Origin of the sequence: Streptomyces sp. A0592 (genome assembly GCF_004795115.1) — a bacterium.
Classification (GTDB): Bacteria; Actinomycetota; Actinomycetes; order Streptomycetales; family Streptomycetaceae; genus Streptomyces; species Streptomyces erythrochromogenes.
In genome coordinates, this window is the sequence record NZ_SSBM01000001.1 from 426,968 (window position 1) to 444,441 (window position 17,474).

A 17,474-nucleotide genomic window follows, 5' to 3' on the forward strand; every position below is an offset into this window, starting at 1 on the left:
GCCCCGCGCGCGGGCTCAGGCAGGGTCGCCGGGGGCCTCGGCGGCGCCGCCCGCGCGGATCGCGGCGAGGGCCGCGGCGTGCAGGGCGGCCGGGGCCCCGTGGTGGGGCCGGGGGCTGCCCGTGAGCGTGTACCACTCGTCGGCGTCCTTGTACTGGACGTCGAACCGGACCAGCGAACCGGCCGTCGCGCTGGTACGCAGGGTGAGCGGGCCGGTGATGACGCCGACCTCGTCGGTCATGGCGCCGCCCGGGCCGGCGAGCACCTCGTCCTGCCACTGGTCCGCCCCGGTCATGAGGTGCAGGTGTCCAGCATCGTGGTCAGCATCTTCTTCTCCGGTTCCGTGACGGTCAGCTCGTAGACGGATTTGACGGTGGTCCAGGCCCGCCCGTACTGGCACCAGCTCGAACGGTCCGGCGGCTGCCACAGGTCGGGGCTCTGATCGCCCTTCGACCGGTTGGAGGACGCGGTGACCGCCAGCAGCTGGGGATGGGTCAGGTCGTTGGCGAAGGCCTTGCGCCGGGCGGCGTCCCAGCCGGACGCGCCGGAGCGCCAGCCCTCGGCGAGCGGCACGATGTGGTCGATGTCCATCTTGGCGGCGTCGGTGACGGCCACTCCGTCGTAGAGGCTCTTCCAGCTGCCGGACACGGCCCGGCACTCGCCGTCCTGCCTCACCTCTGCGCCGTCCCGCCTGAGGACGGTCTCGCGGGTGTCGCACTTGTTGCCCTGCTCGGCCCAGTGCGTGAACTTGGCACGGCTGTAGCCGGCCATCGTGCCCACCGGAGCCACCTTCAGCGCGGCCAGCCGGGTACGGGCCTCGGCGGTCGTGACCAGGCCGGGCAGCACGTCCCCGGCGGCCGGCGCCCCGGCCGGCGGCGCGGCCCGGGAAGCGGCCGGCCGGGGCCTGGCGTCCCCGCCGCCCGCCGGGCCCGGCCCCTCCGGATCGGAGCACCCGGCCGCGGCCGCCAGCAGCACGGCCGCCACCAGCACACCCGGTACGCGTATCTGACGTCCCATAACCCCACCCCGAGCCGGTACCGCTCCGCCACTGTGCGGGAAAGACTACCCAGAACCGGACAATCAACCTACGGAGGCCCCTCCGGCGGGCGTTGTCAGTGGCCCTCGCTAGTCTCCCGACATACCGCAGCTCAGGGGGGTTTGCTCCCCCCTGTCAGGGCTGCGTGAAAACACGTACGGGACAGGCGGAGGGGCACAGTCTGATGGCATGGCTGGCGGCGGGCGAGGGGTACGAGATCGCCCTGGTGGAAGGGCGGGTGGCGGCGAGGTCCGTCACCGGCCGGGCAGCGGGACGGCAGTTGAAGACGCTGCCCAAGGCGCTGAAGGACCATCCCGAGGTGGACCGGCTGCGCCGGCTCGCCGAATGGCTCGACCGGCACGCGGCGGCCTGTGTCGCCCAGGTCGACGGCTGGATGGTCTCCTCCCTGCCGGTGCCGACCGAGCTGCTCGCCCGGGTCTGGCCCGACGAGGCCTGGCAGAACGCCCTGCGCGACCTGGCCGTCGTCGGCGACGACCCCGACGAGGTGGGCTTCCTGCGGGACGCCACCGCGTCCGGCGAGCTGAAGGTGGTCAACCTCGACGGCGAGACCGTACGCCTCTCCCCGCGCACGGTGACCCTGCCCCACCCCGTGCTGCTGCCCGACCTGGACGACGTACGGGAGTTCGCGGCCGAGCTGGGCATCGTGCAGCAGGTCGAGCAGATCCACCGCGCCACCTGGCGCAAGCCCGACGAGGTCTCCGCCACCGCCACCGAGGTCCGCGACTACGCGGGCGGGGTCTTCCCGACCCGCTTCGGCCTCGCCGCCCGCGCGACCGCCCTCGGCTACCGGGTCTCCGGCGGCTACGCCACCTGCAAGGTCCGCGACACGGGAGCCGGCTCCGGCACGGAGGCGTCGGTGTGGATCGGCGAGCCCTACTACGACGACGAGACCACCACCGGCGCCCTGAGCTGGCACGACGAGGACGGCCGGGCGGTACCGCTGACGAAGGTCGGACCGGTGGCCTGGTCCGAAGGAATGCGAATGGCCGCGGCACTGTACGCCGGGCGCAAGATCGAGGAGGGCGGGGACGCATGAGCAAGAACCTGAGAGACACCGCGGCGACCGAGACCGAACTGCTGCTGCAGGCCGGCGCCGTCCTCCCGAACGGCACCACCGGCGCCGGAGCCGGCGCCGTCGACCTGACCGCCCGCGCCTACCGGCACCCGGGCCTCGACGAGGACCGCGTCGTCGTCCGGCTCGCCGCCGCCGAACTCGGCGCGGCCGAGGACCTCGCCGCCGGCTTCCTGGGCCTCGTACGCGACGAGGGCGAGCCGCCCGTCGTCGGCCTGAGCCGCCGCCAGGCGCTCGGCTTCCCCGAATGGGTCCTCGTGCACCACCCCGAGGACGGCCACCACGCCCTCGCCGTCGTCCCCGAGCTCGACCGGATCGCCCGCCAGGCCAAGACCAAGCCCAAGGCCGCGCTCGACGCGTGCACCGAACTGGCCGACCGCCTCGCCGCCTCCGTGCCGCACTTCCTGCCCCTCTTCCACGAGCAGGCCGCGCGCATCTTCCTCGCCGTCGAGAACACCACCTACGCCGCCCAGCTGTTCGGCCGCGCCCGCACCGCCGAGGCCCAGCACGGCCTGGCCGTCGACGAGGACCGGCTCGACTCCGTCTTCCTCGAATTCGCCCTGGCCGGCGCCCTGCCGGTGAAGGTGCTCGCCGGCTACGGCAAGGCTCTGGCCCTCCGCGTCAGCCCCGCCGAGGCCTACGAGCGCTTCCGCCGCCTGTGCGTACGCCGCACCGCGGGCGGACTGCCGCCCTCCGCCCAGGCCGCCGTCGAACTGCGCCGCCTCGCCCGCACCGCGGGCCTGACCGGCACCGAACCCGAGCAGGACTACCTCGCCGAACTGCTGCCCCTGCCCGCCACCCTGCGCGCCGCGCTCGGCTGGTGGAAGGCCCACCGCAGCGCCCTCGTCGCGCTCGCCCGCCGCGTCCCCGCGGTACGCGGCACGCTCCTCGGACTGACCCCGCCCGGAGGGGACGTCGACCTGATCGACCTGTGGCTGGACCTCCTGGAGGAGTCCGGCTCCACCGCAGCCCTGGCCGACGCCGCCCTGCCCGCGGAGGAGCGCTGCGCCGACGGCACCGCCGGCTGGCTGGAGCGCTTCGCCACCGCCCGCCGCGCCGGCTGGGGCCGCCGCCCCACGAACCCCCTCCTCCTCGATGTCGTGGAGCGCTGCGCCCCGCAGCTGCGCACCGAACTCGCCCTGCCCGGGCGGGAGGACGGCCTGCGGATCGGAGTCCAGGACGCCGACCTCCTCGACCTGCTCCTCACCCTCGACGTCCCGGTCGTCACACCCGAGGAGCACGAGACGCGGCACCACCACGACACGCTCAACCTGTCGGACTGGGCCGCCCGCGACGAGCGCCGCGACCTGTCCGCGGTCGCCGCGGACACCCGCTTCCGGCCCGCCTTCCGCCGGGCGCTGAACAGCCTGGGCAGCGGCGGCGCCGACATCGTCCGCCACGTCGCCGCCTCCTCCGGCGCGCGCCCGCTCCTGACCGAGTGGATGGTCGAAGTCGCCCGCGCCTCCGTCGCCGCCGGCCTGCCCGGAGTCCCCGACGCCATCGAGCGGCTGACCTGGCTGCCCGCCGAGGCCCTGGCGCTCGCCCCCGAGGACGTCGCCGCCGCGGCCGCCACCGACCTCGGCGAAACCCTCGCCCGCACCCTGCGCGGCGGCCTCTTCGAGGAACTGGCCTGGCCCGCCTGGGAGAGCGCCGTCGCCGAACTGACCCCCGGCAAGGACCGGCACGGCCTCACCGTCGTCGAGGCCTGGCCGTACCTGATCGTCGCCAACGCGGCCCAGGTCCGCGCCATCGACGCCGACGCCACCGTCCTCACGCACGACCTGCGCGTGCCCGCCGGCGCCCGCCACCGCATGGGCTTCCACTACGTGGACGGCGAACTGCTCGTCTTCTGGTCCGACTGGAGCGCCAACCGCGTCGAGGGCTACTGGCACTCCTCGCCCGGCACCGTCTTCACCCTGGACACCAACCGCAACTACTGGTCCCTGCGAAGCGACCACCTCTCCGTGCCGCTCCCCGGCGGCGGACGCACCACCGGCGGGGGCGTCCTGCACCGCGGCGACACCCGGCTCCCGGACGAGCGGCCGGTCGTGTCCGACGGCACCTCCTACTGGGTGTGGCAGCGGCGGGACGACGACAACGACAGCGGCTGGCTCGAATACGACCCGGTCGGCGCGGCCCACGGGCGCTTCTCCCTCCCGGCGTTCTTCGCCGACGCCCTGAAGGGGTACAACGGCAAGGCCTCCACCGGGTACTCCAACTGGCTGCTGCCCACGCCCACCGTGGACGGCTCCGCGCTCGGCGCGCCCGTCGACGGCCTCCTCGGCTGGCGCACCGCCCGCCTCCCCGGCAACGGCTGGGTCGGCACCGACACCGGCGGACGCACCGTCACCGTCCCCGAGGGCAGGGAGATGCCGGTCGCGGCCCTCACCTTCCCCGGCGACGACCGCCCGCGCGCCCTCTCGCACCGCTGGCGCGAGCTGTCGCTCAGCGACCCCGAAGGCGTCGTCACCGCCCAGACCCGCAACGACCGCCACGACACCCCCTTCAGCACCGGCAGCGTCGACCTCCCGCCGCTCTCCCACTGGTACGCGCTGCGCCCGCGCGACCCGGAGGGCTCCGCCGCGCTGCGCACGGCCGACCGCGAGACGGTCGGGGCGCTCCTGAAGGCCGCCGCGGCCGCGCCGAAGGCCACCGACCTGCCGGACCTGGTGAGCGCGGCCCTGCCGCGGGTCACCGACCCGAAGCTGATCGGCGGCGTCGTCGAGGTCCTGCGGTTCGCCCTCGTCCAGCAGAAGGCCCTGGACGCCATCGCGGCCCGGCTCGACGCGGACACCGATCCCGAGGAGGACCGCGAGCTCGGCCCCGCCGACCAGCTGCTCGGCGAAGCCCTGAACGGCCTGCTGGAGTACGCCCACTACCGCTACAACGGCGACAGCGACGGCACGCACCGCACCCTGACCCTCCTCGGCGCCGCCCGCGCCGGGACGGACGCCGCCGCGCCCGGCCTGCTCCACTTCGACACCCCTGCACTGCCCTACTACAACTTCACCTGGACGCCCCTGCTCGACCGGCCCGCGGCCGCCGCCTACCGGGCCGTCGCCGCGACGACCACCGACGAGCAGCGGGAGGCACTGCTCACCCTGCTCGGCCAGGTGGACGCCCTCGGCATGGCCTCGGCACAGGGCTCGGCCGACAGCTGGCGCCAGGTCGAGGTCCACCTCGGCCAGGCCCACCTGACCGGGCCCGACGGACTCGACCGCAACCTCTACCACCGCAGCCTGCTGCCGCTGGGCGGCGGTGCCGTCCTCGCCGTGACCGAGTACGGCACCTCCGTGCCCGACGGGCACGAGTTCGGCGCCCTCCTCCACGACCCCACCGGCATCTTCACCGTGCCCGGCCCCTACACCGTCCGCCGCGCGACCCCGCTCGGCGACCCCGACCGGGACCCGGGCTGGCTGACCGCCTTCCTCGGCGCGGCCGCCGAGCACGGCCCGGTGCCCTTCCGCGCGGAGTCCGCGGAGGAGTTCTCCCGGCTCACCGGCGTTTCCGGCGCACTCGCCCGCCTGGTGGTCGCCGGACTCCCGCACATCGACACCTACGACCGCAACTTCCTGCCCGCGGAGGTGCGCACCGCCCTCGGCGTCAAGGCCACCGACGCCGCCTACGCCCGTGACGAGCTCAAGGCCCTCGGCGCGGAGCTCCGCCGCGCCCTGGTCGCGGCCCTGCTGCCCGCCGATCCGGCACGCCTGTGGAGCGAAGGCCCCGACGTGGCGGCCGCCGCGGAGCTCTGGAACCGGCGCGTGGGCCGGCGCACCCCCGTGCCCGACTGGCTGGCCACGGAGGCCGCGCGCGCCGTCCGCGGCGGATGGCCCGCACACCGCGTACTGGCCGCACTGCTCGACCCGGCCGCCTCCCGCGAGCTCTCCGTCGACGTGCCGTGGATCGTCAAGGGCGACCACGTGGAGCCGGCCGTGGCCGTCACCGACCCCTTCAACGCGCAGGTCCTGACCGCCACCCTGGCCATGAGCGCATGGCTGGCCCACCGGCTGCCGGCCGGGGACCCCGTACGAGCACTCCTGCCGCCCGCGCTGACCGCCGTACGGCAGCGGCTCGCCGCGCCCGAACTGCTCCTGGAGATCGCCCACTACACCAGCCTTTCGAACTTCCGGAAGGTCGCCGGCACCCCGACCGAGACCGGCGAGGGCTACGAGCGCTACGGCGCGGTCGTCATGGCCACCCACGACGACCAGCCCAGGCCCGCGGTGCGCACGGCGCTGCTGGACTCCACCGGCGCCGACCCGTACCTGCCGGCGCTGCGCGGCGACGACCAGCAGCCCTCCGGGGCCGAGACGGCCCTGCGGACCGCCCACGACCCGCGCTTCGCCGCACTGCTCGCCGACCCGGGCGCGCCCGCGGCCGGCGAGACCGACGCGGCCGGCACGTGGTGGCCGCAGGACCCGAGCCGGTCGGTCCCCGAACTGGTGGAGGAGGTCCGCGCCGAGCACGGACTGGGCGCCGACGCGGCCGCCCTCTACCTGGCACTGCTCGCCATGCCCGACCCCACCGACCGCAACACCGCCCGGTGGACGGGCTGGAAGCCGGCCCGGCTCAAGGCCGCCCGCGCCGAACTGGCCGCCACCGACCTGGTGGTGTCGGCCGACCGCAGCCGCGCCGGGCGCTCGCTGTTCCTGCCCGGCGGATGGGCCGACATGCCCTCCCCGGCCCTGCCGGTGGAGCAGTGGAAGCTGCCCCTGTACGGCCTCACCCCGGGCGGCCGGCCCCTCCTGGGCGTACTGGCACCGGCCGAACCGGCCGCGGAGCTCTACCGCCGGGCCTGGCAGCGGGTCCGTGAGGGCGACGTCCCGCGCTTCCAGGAGCTCAAGGTGAAGCGCACCCGCGCCCGCCGCCGCTGACCGGGCCGACCGGTACCCCGACGCGGGGCCGGGGCGGCCCACCTGACACGGTGGGCCGCGCCGGCCCCCCACCACCCCTTTCGTACCTGTGCAGAGGAACCCGATGACCGTCACCGCACCATCCGCCCCCGCCGCCCGGCAGGTGCTGCCCGCCGAGGAACGCCACGCCGCCGAGCTCGCCTTCCTCGCCGCCCACGACACCGGCCCCCGCCCGCCCGGCTGGGCGCTGACCCCGCGGGCCGTCGTCACCTTCGTCTGCGGCAGCGACGGCACCGAACTGGCCCTGCCCAAGCGCCGCGCCGGCCTCCCCGCCAAGCTCGCCATCGCCCCCAAGTTCGTCGGCGAGCGCGCCCTGGTGGAGCGCTGCGTCGTCACCCTCGCCGGGGAGCGCGGACTCCTCCTCACGGGCGAGCCCGGCACCGCCAAGTCGATGCTGTCCGAGCTGCTCGCCGCGGCCGTCTGCGGAACCAGCGCCCTCACCGTCCAGGGCACCGCGGGCACGACCGAGGACGCCTTCCGCTACGGCTGGAACTACGCCCTCCTGCTCGCGCAGGGCCCCACGCCGGACGCACTGGTCGACTCCCCGGTCCTCTCCGCCATGCGCACCGGGCGCGTGGTCCGCGTGGAGGAGATCACCCGCTGCCTGCCCGAGGTCCAGGACGCGCTGGTGTCCATCCTGTCGGACCGGCGGGTCAGCGTGCCCGAACTGACCGCCACCGAGGACGCCGTGGTCTCCGCGGCCCCCGGCTTCACCGTCATCGCCACCGCCAACCTGCGCGACCGCGGCGTCTCCGAGATGTCCGCCGCCCTCAAGCGCCGCTTCAACTTCGAGACCGTCGGCCCGATCGCCGACGCGGACGCGGAGGCCACGCTGATCCGCCGCCAGGCCGTCGCCGCCGTCCAGCGGGCCGGCGCCGCCTTCGCCGTGGACGACGCCGTGCTCGACGCGCTCGTCACCGTCTTCCGCGACCTGCGCTCCGGACGTTCCGCCGAGGGCTGGGACGTGGAACGCCCCGGCACGGTCATGTCCACCGCCGAGGCCGTGCAGGTGGCGGCCTCGCTGGGCGTCGCCGCGGCGTACCTGCCGGACGGGGACGTGCTTGACCTGCTGCCGGGGCACCTGCTGGGCGTCGTGCGCAAGGACGACCCCGCCGACCACGGAAGGCTGCTGGGGTACTGGGACGGCCCGGTCCGGCGCCGCGCCGAGGACGGCTCGGCGATGTGGCGCCGCCTCTGGGACCTGCGCGGGAGCCTGCGTTGACGCACACCGACCCGCGGGCCGCGGTCGACGCGCTCGCCGCGGCCCGCGAGCCCTACCTGATCGGGGTACGGCACCACAGCCCCGCGCTGGCCGCCGCGGTGCCGGCCCTGCTGGACGCCTCCGGCGCGGACGTGGTCTGCGTCGAGCTCCCGGCGGACTTCCAGCCGTGGCTGGAGCACCTGGCCGACCCGGAGACCGTCGCCCCCGTCGCCCTCGCGGGCACCGGAGAGGACGGCCGCCTGGCGTTCTACCCGTTCGCGGACTTCTCCCCGGAACTGGCGGCCGTCCGCTGGGCCCGCCGTTCCGGCGCGGCCGTCCTGTGCTGCGACCTGCCGCTGTCCGACCCCGGCTGGACCCACCGGCCCTCCCTCCCGCACCCGTCCCCGTCCACGGACCGGCCGACGGCTGCCTCGGGCCCGTCCGCGGCCCCGTCCGCGGCGCTCCCGGCCCGGCCCACCGAGGGCACCCCGGCGGGGGACGCCGCCGGGGTGCCGCATGCCGCCACGGACCCCGCCCCGGTGCGGGCCGGCGCCCCGCACGCCGGTACGGACCCGCGCGAGGCCCTCGCCCCCGGCACGGGTTCGACTGCGACCGCGGAGACCGCCCACGGCAGGGCCCCGGGCTCCACTGCGGACCCGGACCCGGCCGGGGGCCCGTACGCCGCGGCGAGCGCCCCCGGTACGTTCGCGGACGCCCCCACGGGCACCCACCCGGGCACCGCCACCGCCCCGCGGAGCCCGGGCACCTTCGCCGACGCCCTCACCGCCGCCGGCACCGGCCGCGACGGCGACGACCTCTGGGACCGCGCCGTCGAGGTCCTCGCACCGGGCTGCTCCCCGGAGGCCGTACGCCGGGCCGCGCTCGGCGTCGGCTGGGCACTGCGTGAGGACGGCCCCGTCCCCGACCGGGACCTCGCCCGCGAGGCCCACATGCGCGCCGTGATCGCCGGCGCCGCCGACGGCGGCCGCCGCGTGGCCGCCGTCATCGGCTCCTTCCACGCCCCGGCCCTCGTCACGCCCCCGGCGGACGGGGCGCCCGCGCAGGGCGGCGCCGACGGCAAGGCCCTCCTCGGGAACCCCGGTCCCGCCCAGGGCGCGGGCCTCCTGCCCGGTGCGGACCCGGCGGCCCCGGCTCAGCCGGCAGGCGCCGCCGACGGCGCCGCACCCGGTCCCCAGGCCCCGGCCGTTGCGAAGGCCGGTGCCGGGGCAGCGGGGACGGCCGCGCCGGGCCGGCGCCCCGGCAAGGACGCCGCCTCCGGGCCGGCCCCGGCGGCGGAGGGCGTGGCCGTCACCTCCTTCGTGCCGTACTCCTTCGATCTGCTCGACTCCCGCTCCGGTTACCCCGCCGGCATCCGCGACCCGCTCTGGCAGCAAGCCGTCCTGGAGGCCGGCGGCGACCCCGAGCGGCTCCGGGAGGCCGCCTCCGTCGCCCTCACCGGGCTCTGCCGCGAACTCCGCCGGGCGGGCCACACCGCCGGCACCGGCGAAGCCGCCGAGACCCTGCGACTCGCCTGCGACCTCGCCGCCCTGCGTGAACTCCCCGCGCCCGGCCGCGGCGAGCTCCTCGAGGCCGTCACCACCGTCCTCGGCCAGGGCGAACCCCTCGGCCGCGGCCGGGCACTGGCCCAGGCCCTCGAAGCCGTGCTCGTCGGCACCGCCCGAGGGCGGGTCACCCCGCACGCCCCGCGCTCCGGCCTCGGCCCCTCCGTCGAGGCCGAACTCGCCGAGCTGCGCCTGCCGTGCCCCGAGGACCCCGCGCCCCGCGAGGTCCGCCTCGACCCGCTCCGCTCCGCCCTCGACGGCCGCCGCGAAGTCCTCCTCCAGCGGCTCCTCGTCTGCGGGGCCTCCTACGGGGAGCCCCTCACCGTCGCCGCCACCGGCGACGGCACCGCCCTCGGCACCAAGTGGCGGCTGTCCTGGACGCCTGCCGTCCCGGCCCGCCTGGACCTCACCGGCGTGCGCGGCGTCACCGCCGCCCAGGCTGCGGCAGGGACGCTCGGCGAAACCGCCCGACGGGCCGCCGCCGACGGCGGCCCGACCCCGGCACAGATCCTCGCGGGGCTGGCCGCCGCCGCCCGCTGCGACCTGCCCGAGCTGGTCGACGTACGCCTCCACGAGGCGGCCACCGCCCTGCCGCAGACGGCGACCCTGCCCGAACTCCTCGACGCCCTCGACCTCCTGGAGGCCCTGCACCGCGGCCACCTCCCCGGCACCTCCGCCGCGTCCCGTGCCGCCTGCGCCGCGCTCACCGGCGACCTTCTCGAAGCCGCCGTACGCTCCCTGCCCGGCCTCGCCGGCAGCGAGGAGCCGGCCGACGCCGCCGCCCTCGTGGCCCTCGCCGACCGCGCCGCCGCCCACCACCTGGGCTTGCGCACGGACGACGCGCTCGCCGCCCTGGCCGCCTCGGCGTCACCGCTGATGCAGGGTGCGGCCCTGGCCGTACGGGTCCTCCTCGACCTCGACCCGGCCGAGGCGCTCGGCGACCGCGCCGCCGGATGGATCGACAGCGCCGGCACCCCCGAAAGCCGACGCGCCCTGTCCCGCCGGCTCGCCGGACTCCTCACCGCCGCCGGTCCCCTGCTGCAGTCCTCCCCGGCCGCCCTCACCCCGCTCCTCGACCGTGTCGACCACCTGGCCGACCAGGACTTCCTCGACCGTCTGCCCGCCCTGCGCGGCGGTTTCGACGCCCTCGCACCGGCCGCCCGCGACCGGCTCCTGGACACCGTCACCGAGCGCCTCGGCGACCGCATCGACCTCGCGCTCGACGCGCCGCCCGCCCTGCTCGCCCTGTGGGCCGCCGCCGACGCGGCCGGGCTCGCCGCACTCAAGGCCCTCCCGCCGTCCCAGCAGCGGGAACCGGCCGCGCAGCCGGCCGCGGACACGGCCCCGGCGGCCCCCGACGCACCGCCCGCGCGGGCGGACGAGCCCGACGCGCGCCGGCTCGCCCCGGCCGACCGCTGGCGGCTGCTGCTCGGCCGCGAACGCGACCGGCTCCCCGTCGGCGCCCGCCGCTACGCCCACGCGCTGGACGAGCTGTACGGCTCCGGGCACGGCGAAGGCGCCGGCGATCTCGGCACCGGTCAGGGACCCGGCCGCAGCGGCGGCCAAGAAGCCTCCTTCCCGACCGCCCGCGCATGGTCGCAGGAGCTCGAAGCGCTGTTCGGCGCCGACGTACGGGAGGAGGTGCTGGCCGGTGCCGCAGAAGCCGGCCGCACCGACGTACTCGCCCAGCTCGACCCGGCGGCCGTGCGGCCCTCCGTGGAACTGCTGAGCTCCGTCCTGTCGCTCGCCGGCGGACTGCCGGAGGCCCAACTCGCCCGGCTGCGCCCCCTGGTGAAGCGGCTGGTCGACGAACTCTCCAAGGAGCTCGCCACCAGGCTGCGCCCCTCCCTGTCCGGCCTCACCACCCCGCGCCCCACCCGTCGCCCGGGCGGTGCGCTCGACCTCGCCCGCACCCTGCGGGCCAACCTCGCGCACGCCCGCCGGCGGGCCGACGGCACGGTGGTCGTCGTACCGGAACGGCCCGTCTTCAGCACCCGGGCGAGCCGCGAGGCCGACTGGCGCCTCGTCCTGGTCGTCGACGTGTCCGGCTCCATGGAGGCCTCCGTCATCTGGTCGGCCCTGACCGCGGCCGTACTGGGCGGCGTCCCCACCCTCTCCACCCACTTCCTCGCCTTCTCCACCCAGGTCGTGGACCTCACCGATCGGGTCGACGACCCGCTCTCGCTGCTGCTGGAGGTGCGCGTGGGCGGTGGCACGCACATCGCCGCCGGTCTCGCCCACGCCCGTTCCCTGATCACCGTCCCCAGCCGCACCCTCGTCGTCGTGGTCAGCGACTTCGAGGAGGGCGGCCCGATCGGCGGACTGCTCGGGGAGGTCCGCGCGCTGGCCGCCTCCGGCGCCCACCTGATGGGCTGCGCCGCGCTCGACGACACGGGCAACCCCCGGTACTCGGTCCCGGTCGCGCGGCAACTCGTCGCAGCCGGCATGCCCGTGGCCGCCCTCAGTCCTCTCGCCCTCGCCCGCTGGGTGGGCGACCGCCTCCGTGGAGAGTCCCGTTGAGCACCGAACTGCCGCCCGTCGCACCCGAGGTGCTCGCCGAGGCGGTCGAGAACCTCACCGCACGGCTGCGCAAGAAGCTGGACGACGCCACCGCCGGCTGCGCGGCCGCAGCGGCCCGCGAGGCCGACGGAAGCGTCACCTTCCGGTTCGGCGAGGACGCCCTCGTCACCCTGCGGCCCGGCCCGGCAGGGACGGTTGCCGAGGCCGGGCAGGCCACCTGTACCTGTCTGCTCGCGCCCCGGTGCCTGCACCGGGCCGCGGCGCTGGGCGCCGCCCCGCTCGCGGACGCGGCCCCGCCGGAGCCCGAGCCGGCCGTGACCGGCGGAACGGAGCGGACGACGGCAGCCGAACCGGCCGGGTCCGCAGGACCGGCCCAAGCCGCATCAGCCGAAGCCTCATCCGCCCAGGCCTCATCCGCCCAGGCCGCATCCGCAGGGTCCGCCGATGCTGCAGATCCCGCAGAGCCCGTTCCGGCCCTCACCGCGGCCCAGCTCGGCGCCGCGGCCGCGCTCTGGCACGCCGCGGCCGAAGCCCTCGCGGCCGGCGTCACGGCCGGCGGTGCCGTCGTCCAGGCCGAGCTGCTGCGCGCCGCGCACACCGCCCGCCTCGCCGGACTGCCCCGCGCCGAAGCGGCCGCCCTACGCGTCGTACGGGGCCTGCGCGCGGCCCGCGAACGCCGCACCGCACACCGCCTGGGCGATCTCACCGGATCCTTCCGCGAACTCCTGCACACCGCCGGAGTGCTGGCCTCCGGCACGGCGGACCCGGCGTTGACCGGAACCTCCCGGCGCGCCTACGCGGCGGGCGGCAGCCTCCAGGTGCACGGCCTGTGCCGCGAGCCCGTGCTCTCGGCGACCGGCTACGGCGGGGTCGTCACCCACCTGCTGGCGCCGGACGGCGCCCGCTACTCGATCTCGGACGTCCGACCGGGAGGCCTGGCCCGCGCCCGCGGGGCCGGGCGGGCCTCCGTCGCCCTCGGCGGCGCCACCCTCGACCACGCCGGCCTCGCCCGGGGCGGCCTGCGCATCGTCGGCGCGACGGTCTCCGCGGAGGGCCGGCTCGGCGCCGGACGCGGGGTCAAGGCGACCCCGCTGCCCGGCGCCCCGTGGACCGACGGTCCCGCGGCCCCGCTGTTCGCCCGGCCCGCGGCCGAGGCCGTCGCCGCGCTGCTGGCGGACCCCGCCGACGCGGCCGATACGGAAACCACCCTGATCGGCTGCGACGTCGTGGTCGTCGGACCGGCCGGCGACCACCTCCTCGTCCGCGAGGCTCGGCCGCACGGACCGCTGCTGAGACTGCTGCCCGCCCACCCGCACCCGGAGCTGCCGCACACCGAGAACCTGCGCCGCATCGCCTCGTACCCCGGGCTCCGGCTGCGCGTCCTGGGCCGCCCCGATCTCGACCGCGCCGCCACCCTCCGCCCGGTGGCCGTCGGCCCGGTGCCCGGCGAGCCGTACACGCTGCGGCTGCCCGCGGAATGGCTCGGCCGGGCCGACCTCGGCTACGAGCGCCTCCAGGGCGAGCACTTCCCGCCGCCGGACACCGCCGCGGCGGAGTCCGAGTCCGGATCCGTGCCGGCGGCCGACGCCCCGGACCCGCTGGCCGACTCCCCGCTGTGGCGGGTGCGCCGCCTCCTCGAGACCGGGGTCGCCGGCGGCCGCCGCGCTGTCGCCGAGGCGGCCCGCGGTACGGCCCCCCTGGCCGCGTACGGTCCGCTGCGCCGGGCCGGGCTCACCGGCGCGGCGGACCTGGCCGCCGCCCTCGCGGCCGAGGCAGACCGGCGCCCGCGCGACGCCTTCGGCCGGCTCACCGACCCCTCGCCCGACGGTTACGCCTGGGCCTGGCTGGCCGCGGCCACCCACCTGGCGGCGGCGGAACGCTCCCTGGTCGCCGCGTCGTGGACGGCTACACCGAGCGGAGCCACGTCCGCAGCACCGTGAAGTCCCCGGCGGCCAGGCCCCGGCCCGGATCGACGCGGTGCAACAGGGCCGGGCCCGGATGGAGATCGGCCACCCGGGCCCGGTCGGCGTCGGTGATCTCGTCGTCGATCCACACGAAGGGCCGTCCGGCCGCGTGGTCGAGCAGCGCGGGGGTCTTCCAGTGGACGCCACCCCGCCCGTCCTCGTCGGAGGGCTCCGGCCAGGCCACCACGGGCAGCTCCGGCAGCCCCAGCCGGGGCGCGACGCACTCGTTGGCCTCCGCCATCCACGTCGTGGCCCACCACAGTTCGCACGGCAGGTCCGCGAGCAGCGGTCCGAGCGCGGGGTCGATGCGGGCGAGCAGCGGGTGGGGGCCGTCCCCGGGCGGATACGGGCCCGCCCCGAACGGGATGAGCGGCCCGTCGACGTCGAGGTAGAGGAGTGGTAGGGCCGTTGAGCTGGTCATGACCTTCACGGTAGCCCTCCCCGACGGATGCGGCGGTACCCGATCAAGTCGACCGGTGGTGAACGGCCGCGCGGTGCGGAGGCCGACCTGCGGGGTCCGGTGGGCGACCGGCTGTACGCCCGGTTCTCCCGCGCCCCGGGGCAACCGGGAGCGCAGGTGCAGGAGCCGGCCGAGGAACTGCCCGAACTCATCGACCCCGACGGGCGCGTGGTGGCCGACACCGCGGCCTTCCTGCGCGTCCACCTGGGCCGCGACGACGTCGAACCGGCCCGCGAGGGCGACGCGCTCGCCACGCTCCTCACGCCGGGAACGGTCCGCGTGGGCGATCCTCTCGTCCTCGGCTGAGGGTCCGGGACGGAACCACCGTCCCCGTGAGCGCCTCTTCATGGCCGAAGGGGGGGACGGCCATGACGAAGAGTGCGGTGTCCGTGACCGGGCGCGTGGTGGTGGCGGGGCTGCTGTGCGCCGTCCTGGCGGGGTGCGGGACCACACGGGCGGGGCAGGCCGCGCCGCCGGCCGGGGTGCCCACGGCGGCTCCGGCCGACTGCGACCTGGACGTGACCACGGACGAGGACCCGGGCGGGTACGCCGGCCCGCCGACCGACGAGGAGGTGCGCGGCCACGCGGGTCCGCCCACCGACGAGGAGACCGGCGCGTACGCCGGCCCGCCGACCGACGAGGACACGGGCGCCCCCGCCGGCCCGCCGACCGACCGGGAGACGGGCAGCGACGCGGGCCCGCCCACCGACGGGGAGACGGCCAACGGCGGCGGCCCCTGCGGTCCGGCCGACTGGTTCGACATGACCCGCGACTTCAGGGCCTATCACCAGGGGCACCGCGCCGCCCGGGACCAGGACGTGTCCGTCAGGGAGACCCGCGTGCGCAAGGTGCGCTCGGTCGGCGAGGCACGGATCACCTTCTCCACCCGGCAGGTCGGCAAGGGCGCCGCGGAGGACGCGCGGGCGATCGCCGCCGTGTTCACCCAATGGCGCCGTGAGGTCTACGGCGACCACGGCACCCTGACCCTCCGCACGGCCGAGCGCGAGATCGTCACCGAGCCGTGGTGACCCCGGGCCACCGCTCGTCCCAGAGCGCGCAGTGGTGTTCGGCCCGCCCGTCCACCGTCCGGATCCCGTCCGCACCCGGCGCCAGCGACAGCACCCGCGCCGACGCGCCCGTCCGCGGCCACTGCGGGGCACCGGGCGCCGCCGGCACGCCGGTCCGCGCGAAGGCGGTCCAGTAGCCGGCCATCCGGTCCGCGAGCCGCTCCTGCGCCTGCGTCAGCGGCGCGATCGTGAACAGGTACGGCAGTTCGAAGCCGTGGGCCGCCCCGAGCGGCAGCCCCGGCACCGGCGGCAGCCCGGTGAAGTCGGGCGCGTCGCGATCGCTGAACCGGTAGCCGTACGTCGGCACGTGCCGCCCCAGCGCATCGCCGTCCCGCAGCGTCGGGCAGATGAACGACGCGTCGGTCAGCAGGGCCGCCCAGGCGATCGCCGGGGTCGGGTACGCCGACACCGGGTACGCGGCCTCCACGGCACGGGCGGTCGCGGCTCCGAAGGACCGCTCCATCCGGGCCCGGTAGGCGTTCTCGTCGCCGATCGGGTGGGCCGCGAGGGTCTGTGCGAGGAAGAGCCGGATCTCGTCCCGGGTGGTTCCCTGCAGCACCGGGACCCGGTGGAACCGTCCGGCCTGCAGCGCCCGCCGCGGTTCCGTCGGCTGGCCGCTGTCCCCGTACGGGACCAGGGAGAACCGCTGCATCAGGTCGGGGGTCGCGAGGGTACGGGCGTCCAGCGCGCGCAGGCACTCCAGTACGCCCGAGGGCCGGTCGCAGCCGAGCCGGGCCGCCGCCAGGACGCCTTCCTCGGCCGTGCGCCGCGCGGGCACGAAGGGCTCGTACGTACCGAGGCCCGGCAGCAGCGCCGACGGCGGCGTCGTGGTCGAGCACGAGCCGCTCTGCACGATCGCCTTGTGGAACAGGCCTGCCGAGGCGGGCGAGGTGAGGTGCGCACAGACGCTCAGGGCGCCCGCCGACTCGCCGAAGACGGTGACGTTGCGCGGGTCCCCGCCGAACCGTTCCGCGTTGGCCCGTACCCAGCGCAGCGCCGCCCGCTGGTCCGCCAGGGCGAAGCCGGGGGCACCGCCGAGCTCCGGATGGCCGAACAGCCCGAAGACGCCCAGCCGGTAGTTGACCGTCACCACCACCGCATCGCCCCGGACGGCAAGGCGGTCCGGCCGGTAGGCGTCGCCGGAGCCGCTGAAGAAGCCGCCGCCGTGGAACCAGACCATCACCGGCCGCGGCCGCGCCCCGGCCGCGGGGCCCGCCGGGGCGGTCACGTTGAGGTACAGGCAGTCCTCGGAGCCGACCGGCCCGCCGGATCCGAGCACGGGCAGCTGCACACAGCGGGAACCGGGCGCCCCGGCGTCCCGGACGCCCTCCCACGGCAGCGCAGGCTCGGGCAGCCGCCAGCGGCGAGGACCGGTCGGGGGAGCCGCGAAGGGGATGCCCTCGAAGGTGGTGTACGCCCCGTGCGTCCGGCCCCGCACCGCACCGCGGTCGGTGTCCACGACGGGCCCCTCCGGCCCTGACGAGGCCCCCACCAGCAGCAGCACGACGGGCAGCAGCAGCGCGCACCGGCGTCGGACCCCTCGCTTGTCGGGCACGGCCTTCGCCTTTCCCCTCGGGGCCCGGGCGGGGACCCCCGTTTGCGCGCCCCGAATGGCGCAGTGGGCGGAAGTGGCACTCAATGTAACAAAGCGTGCGCTCA

General features: G+C 76.8%; 11 protein-coding genes. 7 read left to right on the forward strand and 4 right to left on the reverse strand.

Annotated features, from left to right (window positions below):
• Positions 1-15 precede the first annotated feature (15 nt).
• Both E6U81_RS02020 and E6U81_RS02025 read right to left on the reverse strand, forming a co-directional pair.
• Positions 16-294 carry a hypothetical protein gene (locus E6U81_RS02020; protein ID WP_136228281.1) on the reverse strand — a complete coding sequence of 93 codons (279 nt, stop codon included), beginning with the start codon at positions 292-294 and terminating at the stop codon, positions 16-18.
• Positions 291-1,016: an HNH endonuclease family protein gene (locus tag E6U81_RS02025; protein ID WP_240803566.1), complete on the reverse strand. Its 726-nt coding sequence runs from the start codon at positions 1,014-1,016 to the stop codon at positions 291-293. Before E6U81_RS02025 ends, E6U81_RS02020 begins: the two co-directional genes overlap by 4 nt.
• Positions 1,017-1,219: 203 nt before the next feature.
• Between E6U81_RS02025 and E6U81_RS02030 the strand changes: the two genes are divergently transcribed.
• The 5 genes from E6U81_RS02030 (at position 1,220) to E6U81_RS02050 (ending at position 14,264) form a co-directional block, all read left to right on the forward strand.
• A complete protein-coding gene (locus E6U81_RS02030) occupies positions 1,220-2,092 on the forward strand; it encodes a DUF4132 domain-containing protein (protein ID WP_136228282.1) in 873 nt (290 codons plus the stop codon).
• Positions 2,089-7,002: a DNA-binding protein gene (locus tag E6U81_RS02035; RefSeq protein WP_136228283.1), complete on the forward strand. Its 4,914-nt coding sequence runs from the start codon at positions 2,089-2,091 to the stop codon at positions 7,000-7,002. Before E6U81_RS02030 ends, E6U81_RS02035 begins: the two co-directional genes overlap by 4 nt.
• A gap of 103 nt (positions 7,003-7,105) precedes the next feature.
• Positions 7,106-8,263: an AAA family ATPase gene (locus E6U81_RS02040; RefSeq protein ID WP_136228284.1), complete on the forward strand. Its 1,158-nt coding sequence runs from the start codon at positions 7,106-7,108 to the stop codon at positions 8,261-8,263.
• Entirely contained in the window at positions 8,260-12,324 is a 4,065-nt protein-coding gene (locus E6U81_RS02045) for a DUF5682 family protein (protein ID WP_136228285.1), read from the forward strand. Before E6U81_RS02040 ends, E6U81_RS02045 begins: the two co-directional genes overlap by 4 nt.
• Positions 12,321-14,264, forward strand: coding sequence for an SWIM zinc finger family protein (locus tag E6U81_RS02050; protein ID WP_136228286.1), 1,944 nt, complete (start codon positions 12,321-12,323; stop codon positions 14,262-14,264). Before E6U81_RS02045 ends, E6U81_RS02050 begins: the two co-directional genes overlap by 4 nt.
• Here E6U81_RS02050 and E6U81_RS02055 read toward each other — a convergent pair.
• A complete protein-coding gene (locus tag E6U81_RS02055; RefSeq protein WP_136228287.1) occupies positions 14,230-14,709 on the reverse strand; it encodes an HAD domain-containing protein in 480 nt (159 codons plus the stop codon). The two genes, E6U81_RS02050 and E6U81_RS02055, sit on opposite strands and share 35 nt — an antisense overlap.
• A gap of 27 nt (positions 14,710-14,736) precedes the next feature.
• Between E6U81_RS02055 and E6U81_RS02060 the strand changes: the two genes are divergently transcribed.
• Together E6U81_RS02060 and E6U81_RS02065 are read left to right on the forward strand one after the other, a co-directional pair.
• A complete protein-coding gene (locus E6U81_RS02060) occupies positions 14,737-15,054 on the forward strand; it encodes a hypothetical protein (RefSeq protein ID WP_136228288.1) in 318 nt (105 codons plus the stop codon).
• A 62-nt stretch (positions 15,055-15,116) separates the two neighbouring features.
• The gene (locus E6U81_RS02065; RefSeq protein WP_136228289.1) at positions 15,117-15,776 is read left to right on the forward strand and encodes a hypothetical protein; all 660 of its coding nucleotides are present in this window, start codon (positions 15,117-15,119) and stop codon (positions 15,774-15,776) included.
• Here E6U81_RS02065 and E6U81_RS02070 read toward each other — a convergent pair.
• Positions 15,760-17,370 carry a carboxylesterase family protein gene (locus E6U81_RS02070; protein WP_240803567.1) on the reverse strand — a complete coding sequence of 537 codons (1,611 nt, stop codon included), beginning with the start codon at positions 17,368-17,370 and terminating at the stop codon, positions 15,760-15,762. The two genes, E6U81_RS02065 and E6U81_RS02070, sit on opposite strands and share 17 nt — an antisense overlap.
• Positions 17,371-17,474: the final 104 nt, after the last annotated feature.

Coding starts and splice junctions, on each gene's coding strand:
- E6U81_RS02030 (WP_136228282.1), top strand. CDS start 1,220: ATGGCATGGCTGGCGGCGGGCGAGGGGTACGAGATCGCCCTGGTGGAA.
- E6U81_RS02040 (WP_136228284.1), top strand. CDS start 7,106: ATGACCGTCACCGCACCATCCGCCCCCGCCGCCCGGCAGGTGCTGCCC.
- E6U81_RS02025 (WP_240803566.1), bottom strand. CDS start 1,016: ATGGGACGTCAGATACGCGTACCGGGTGTGCTGGTGGCGGCCGTGCTG.
- E6U81_RS02055 (WP_136228287.1), bottom strand. CDS start 14,709: ATGACCAGCTCAACGGCCCTACCACTCCTCTACCTCGACGTCGACGGG.
- E6U81_RS02060 (WP_136228288.1), top strand. CDS start 14,737: ATGCGGCGGTACCCGATCAAGTCGACCGGTGGTGAACGGCCGCGCGGT.
- E6U81_RS02065 (WP_136228289.1), top strand. CDS start 15,117: ATGACGAAGAGTGCGGTGTCCGTGACCGGGCGCGTGGTGGTGGCGGGG.
- E6U81_RS02020 (WP_136228281.1), bottom strand. CDS start 294: ATGACCGGGGCGGACCAGTGGCAGGACGAGGTGCTCGCCGGCCCGGGC.
- E6U81_RS02035 (WP_136228283.1), top strand. CDS start 2,089: ATGAGCAAGAACCTGAGAGACACCGCGGCGACCGAGACCGAACTGCTG.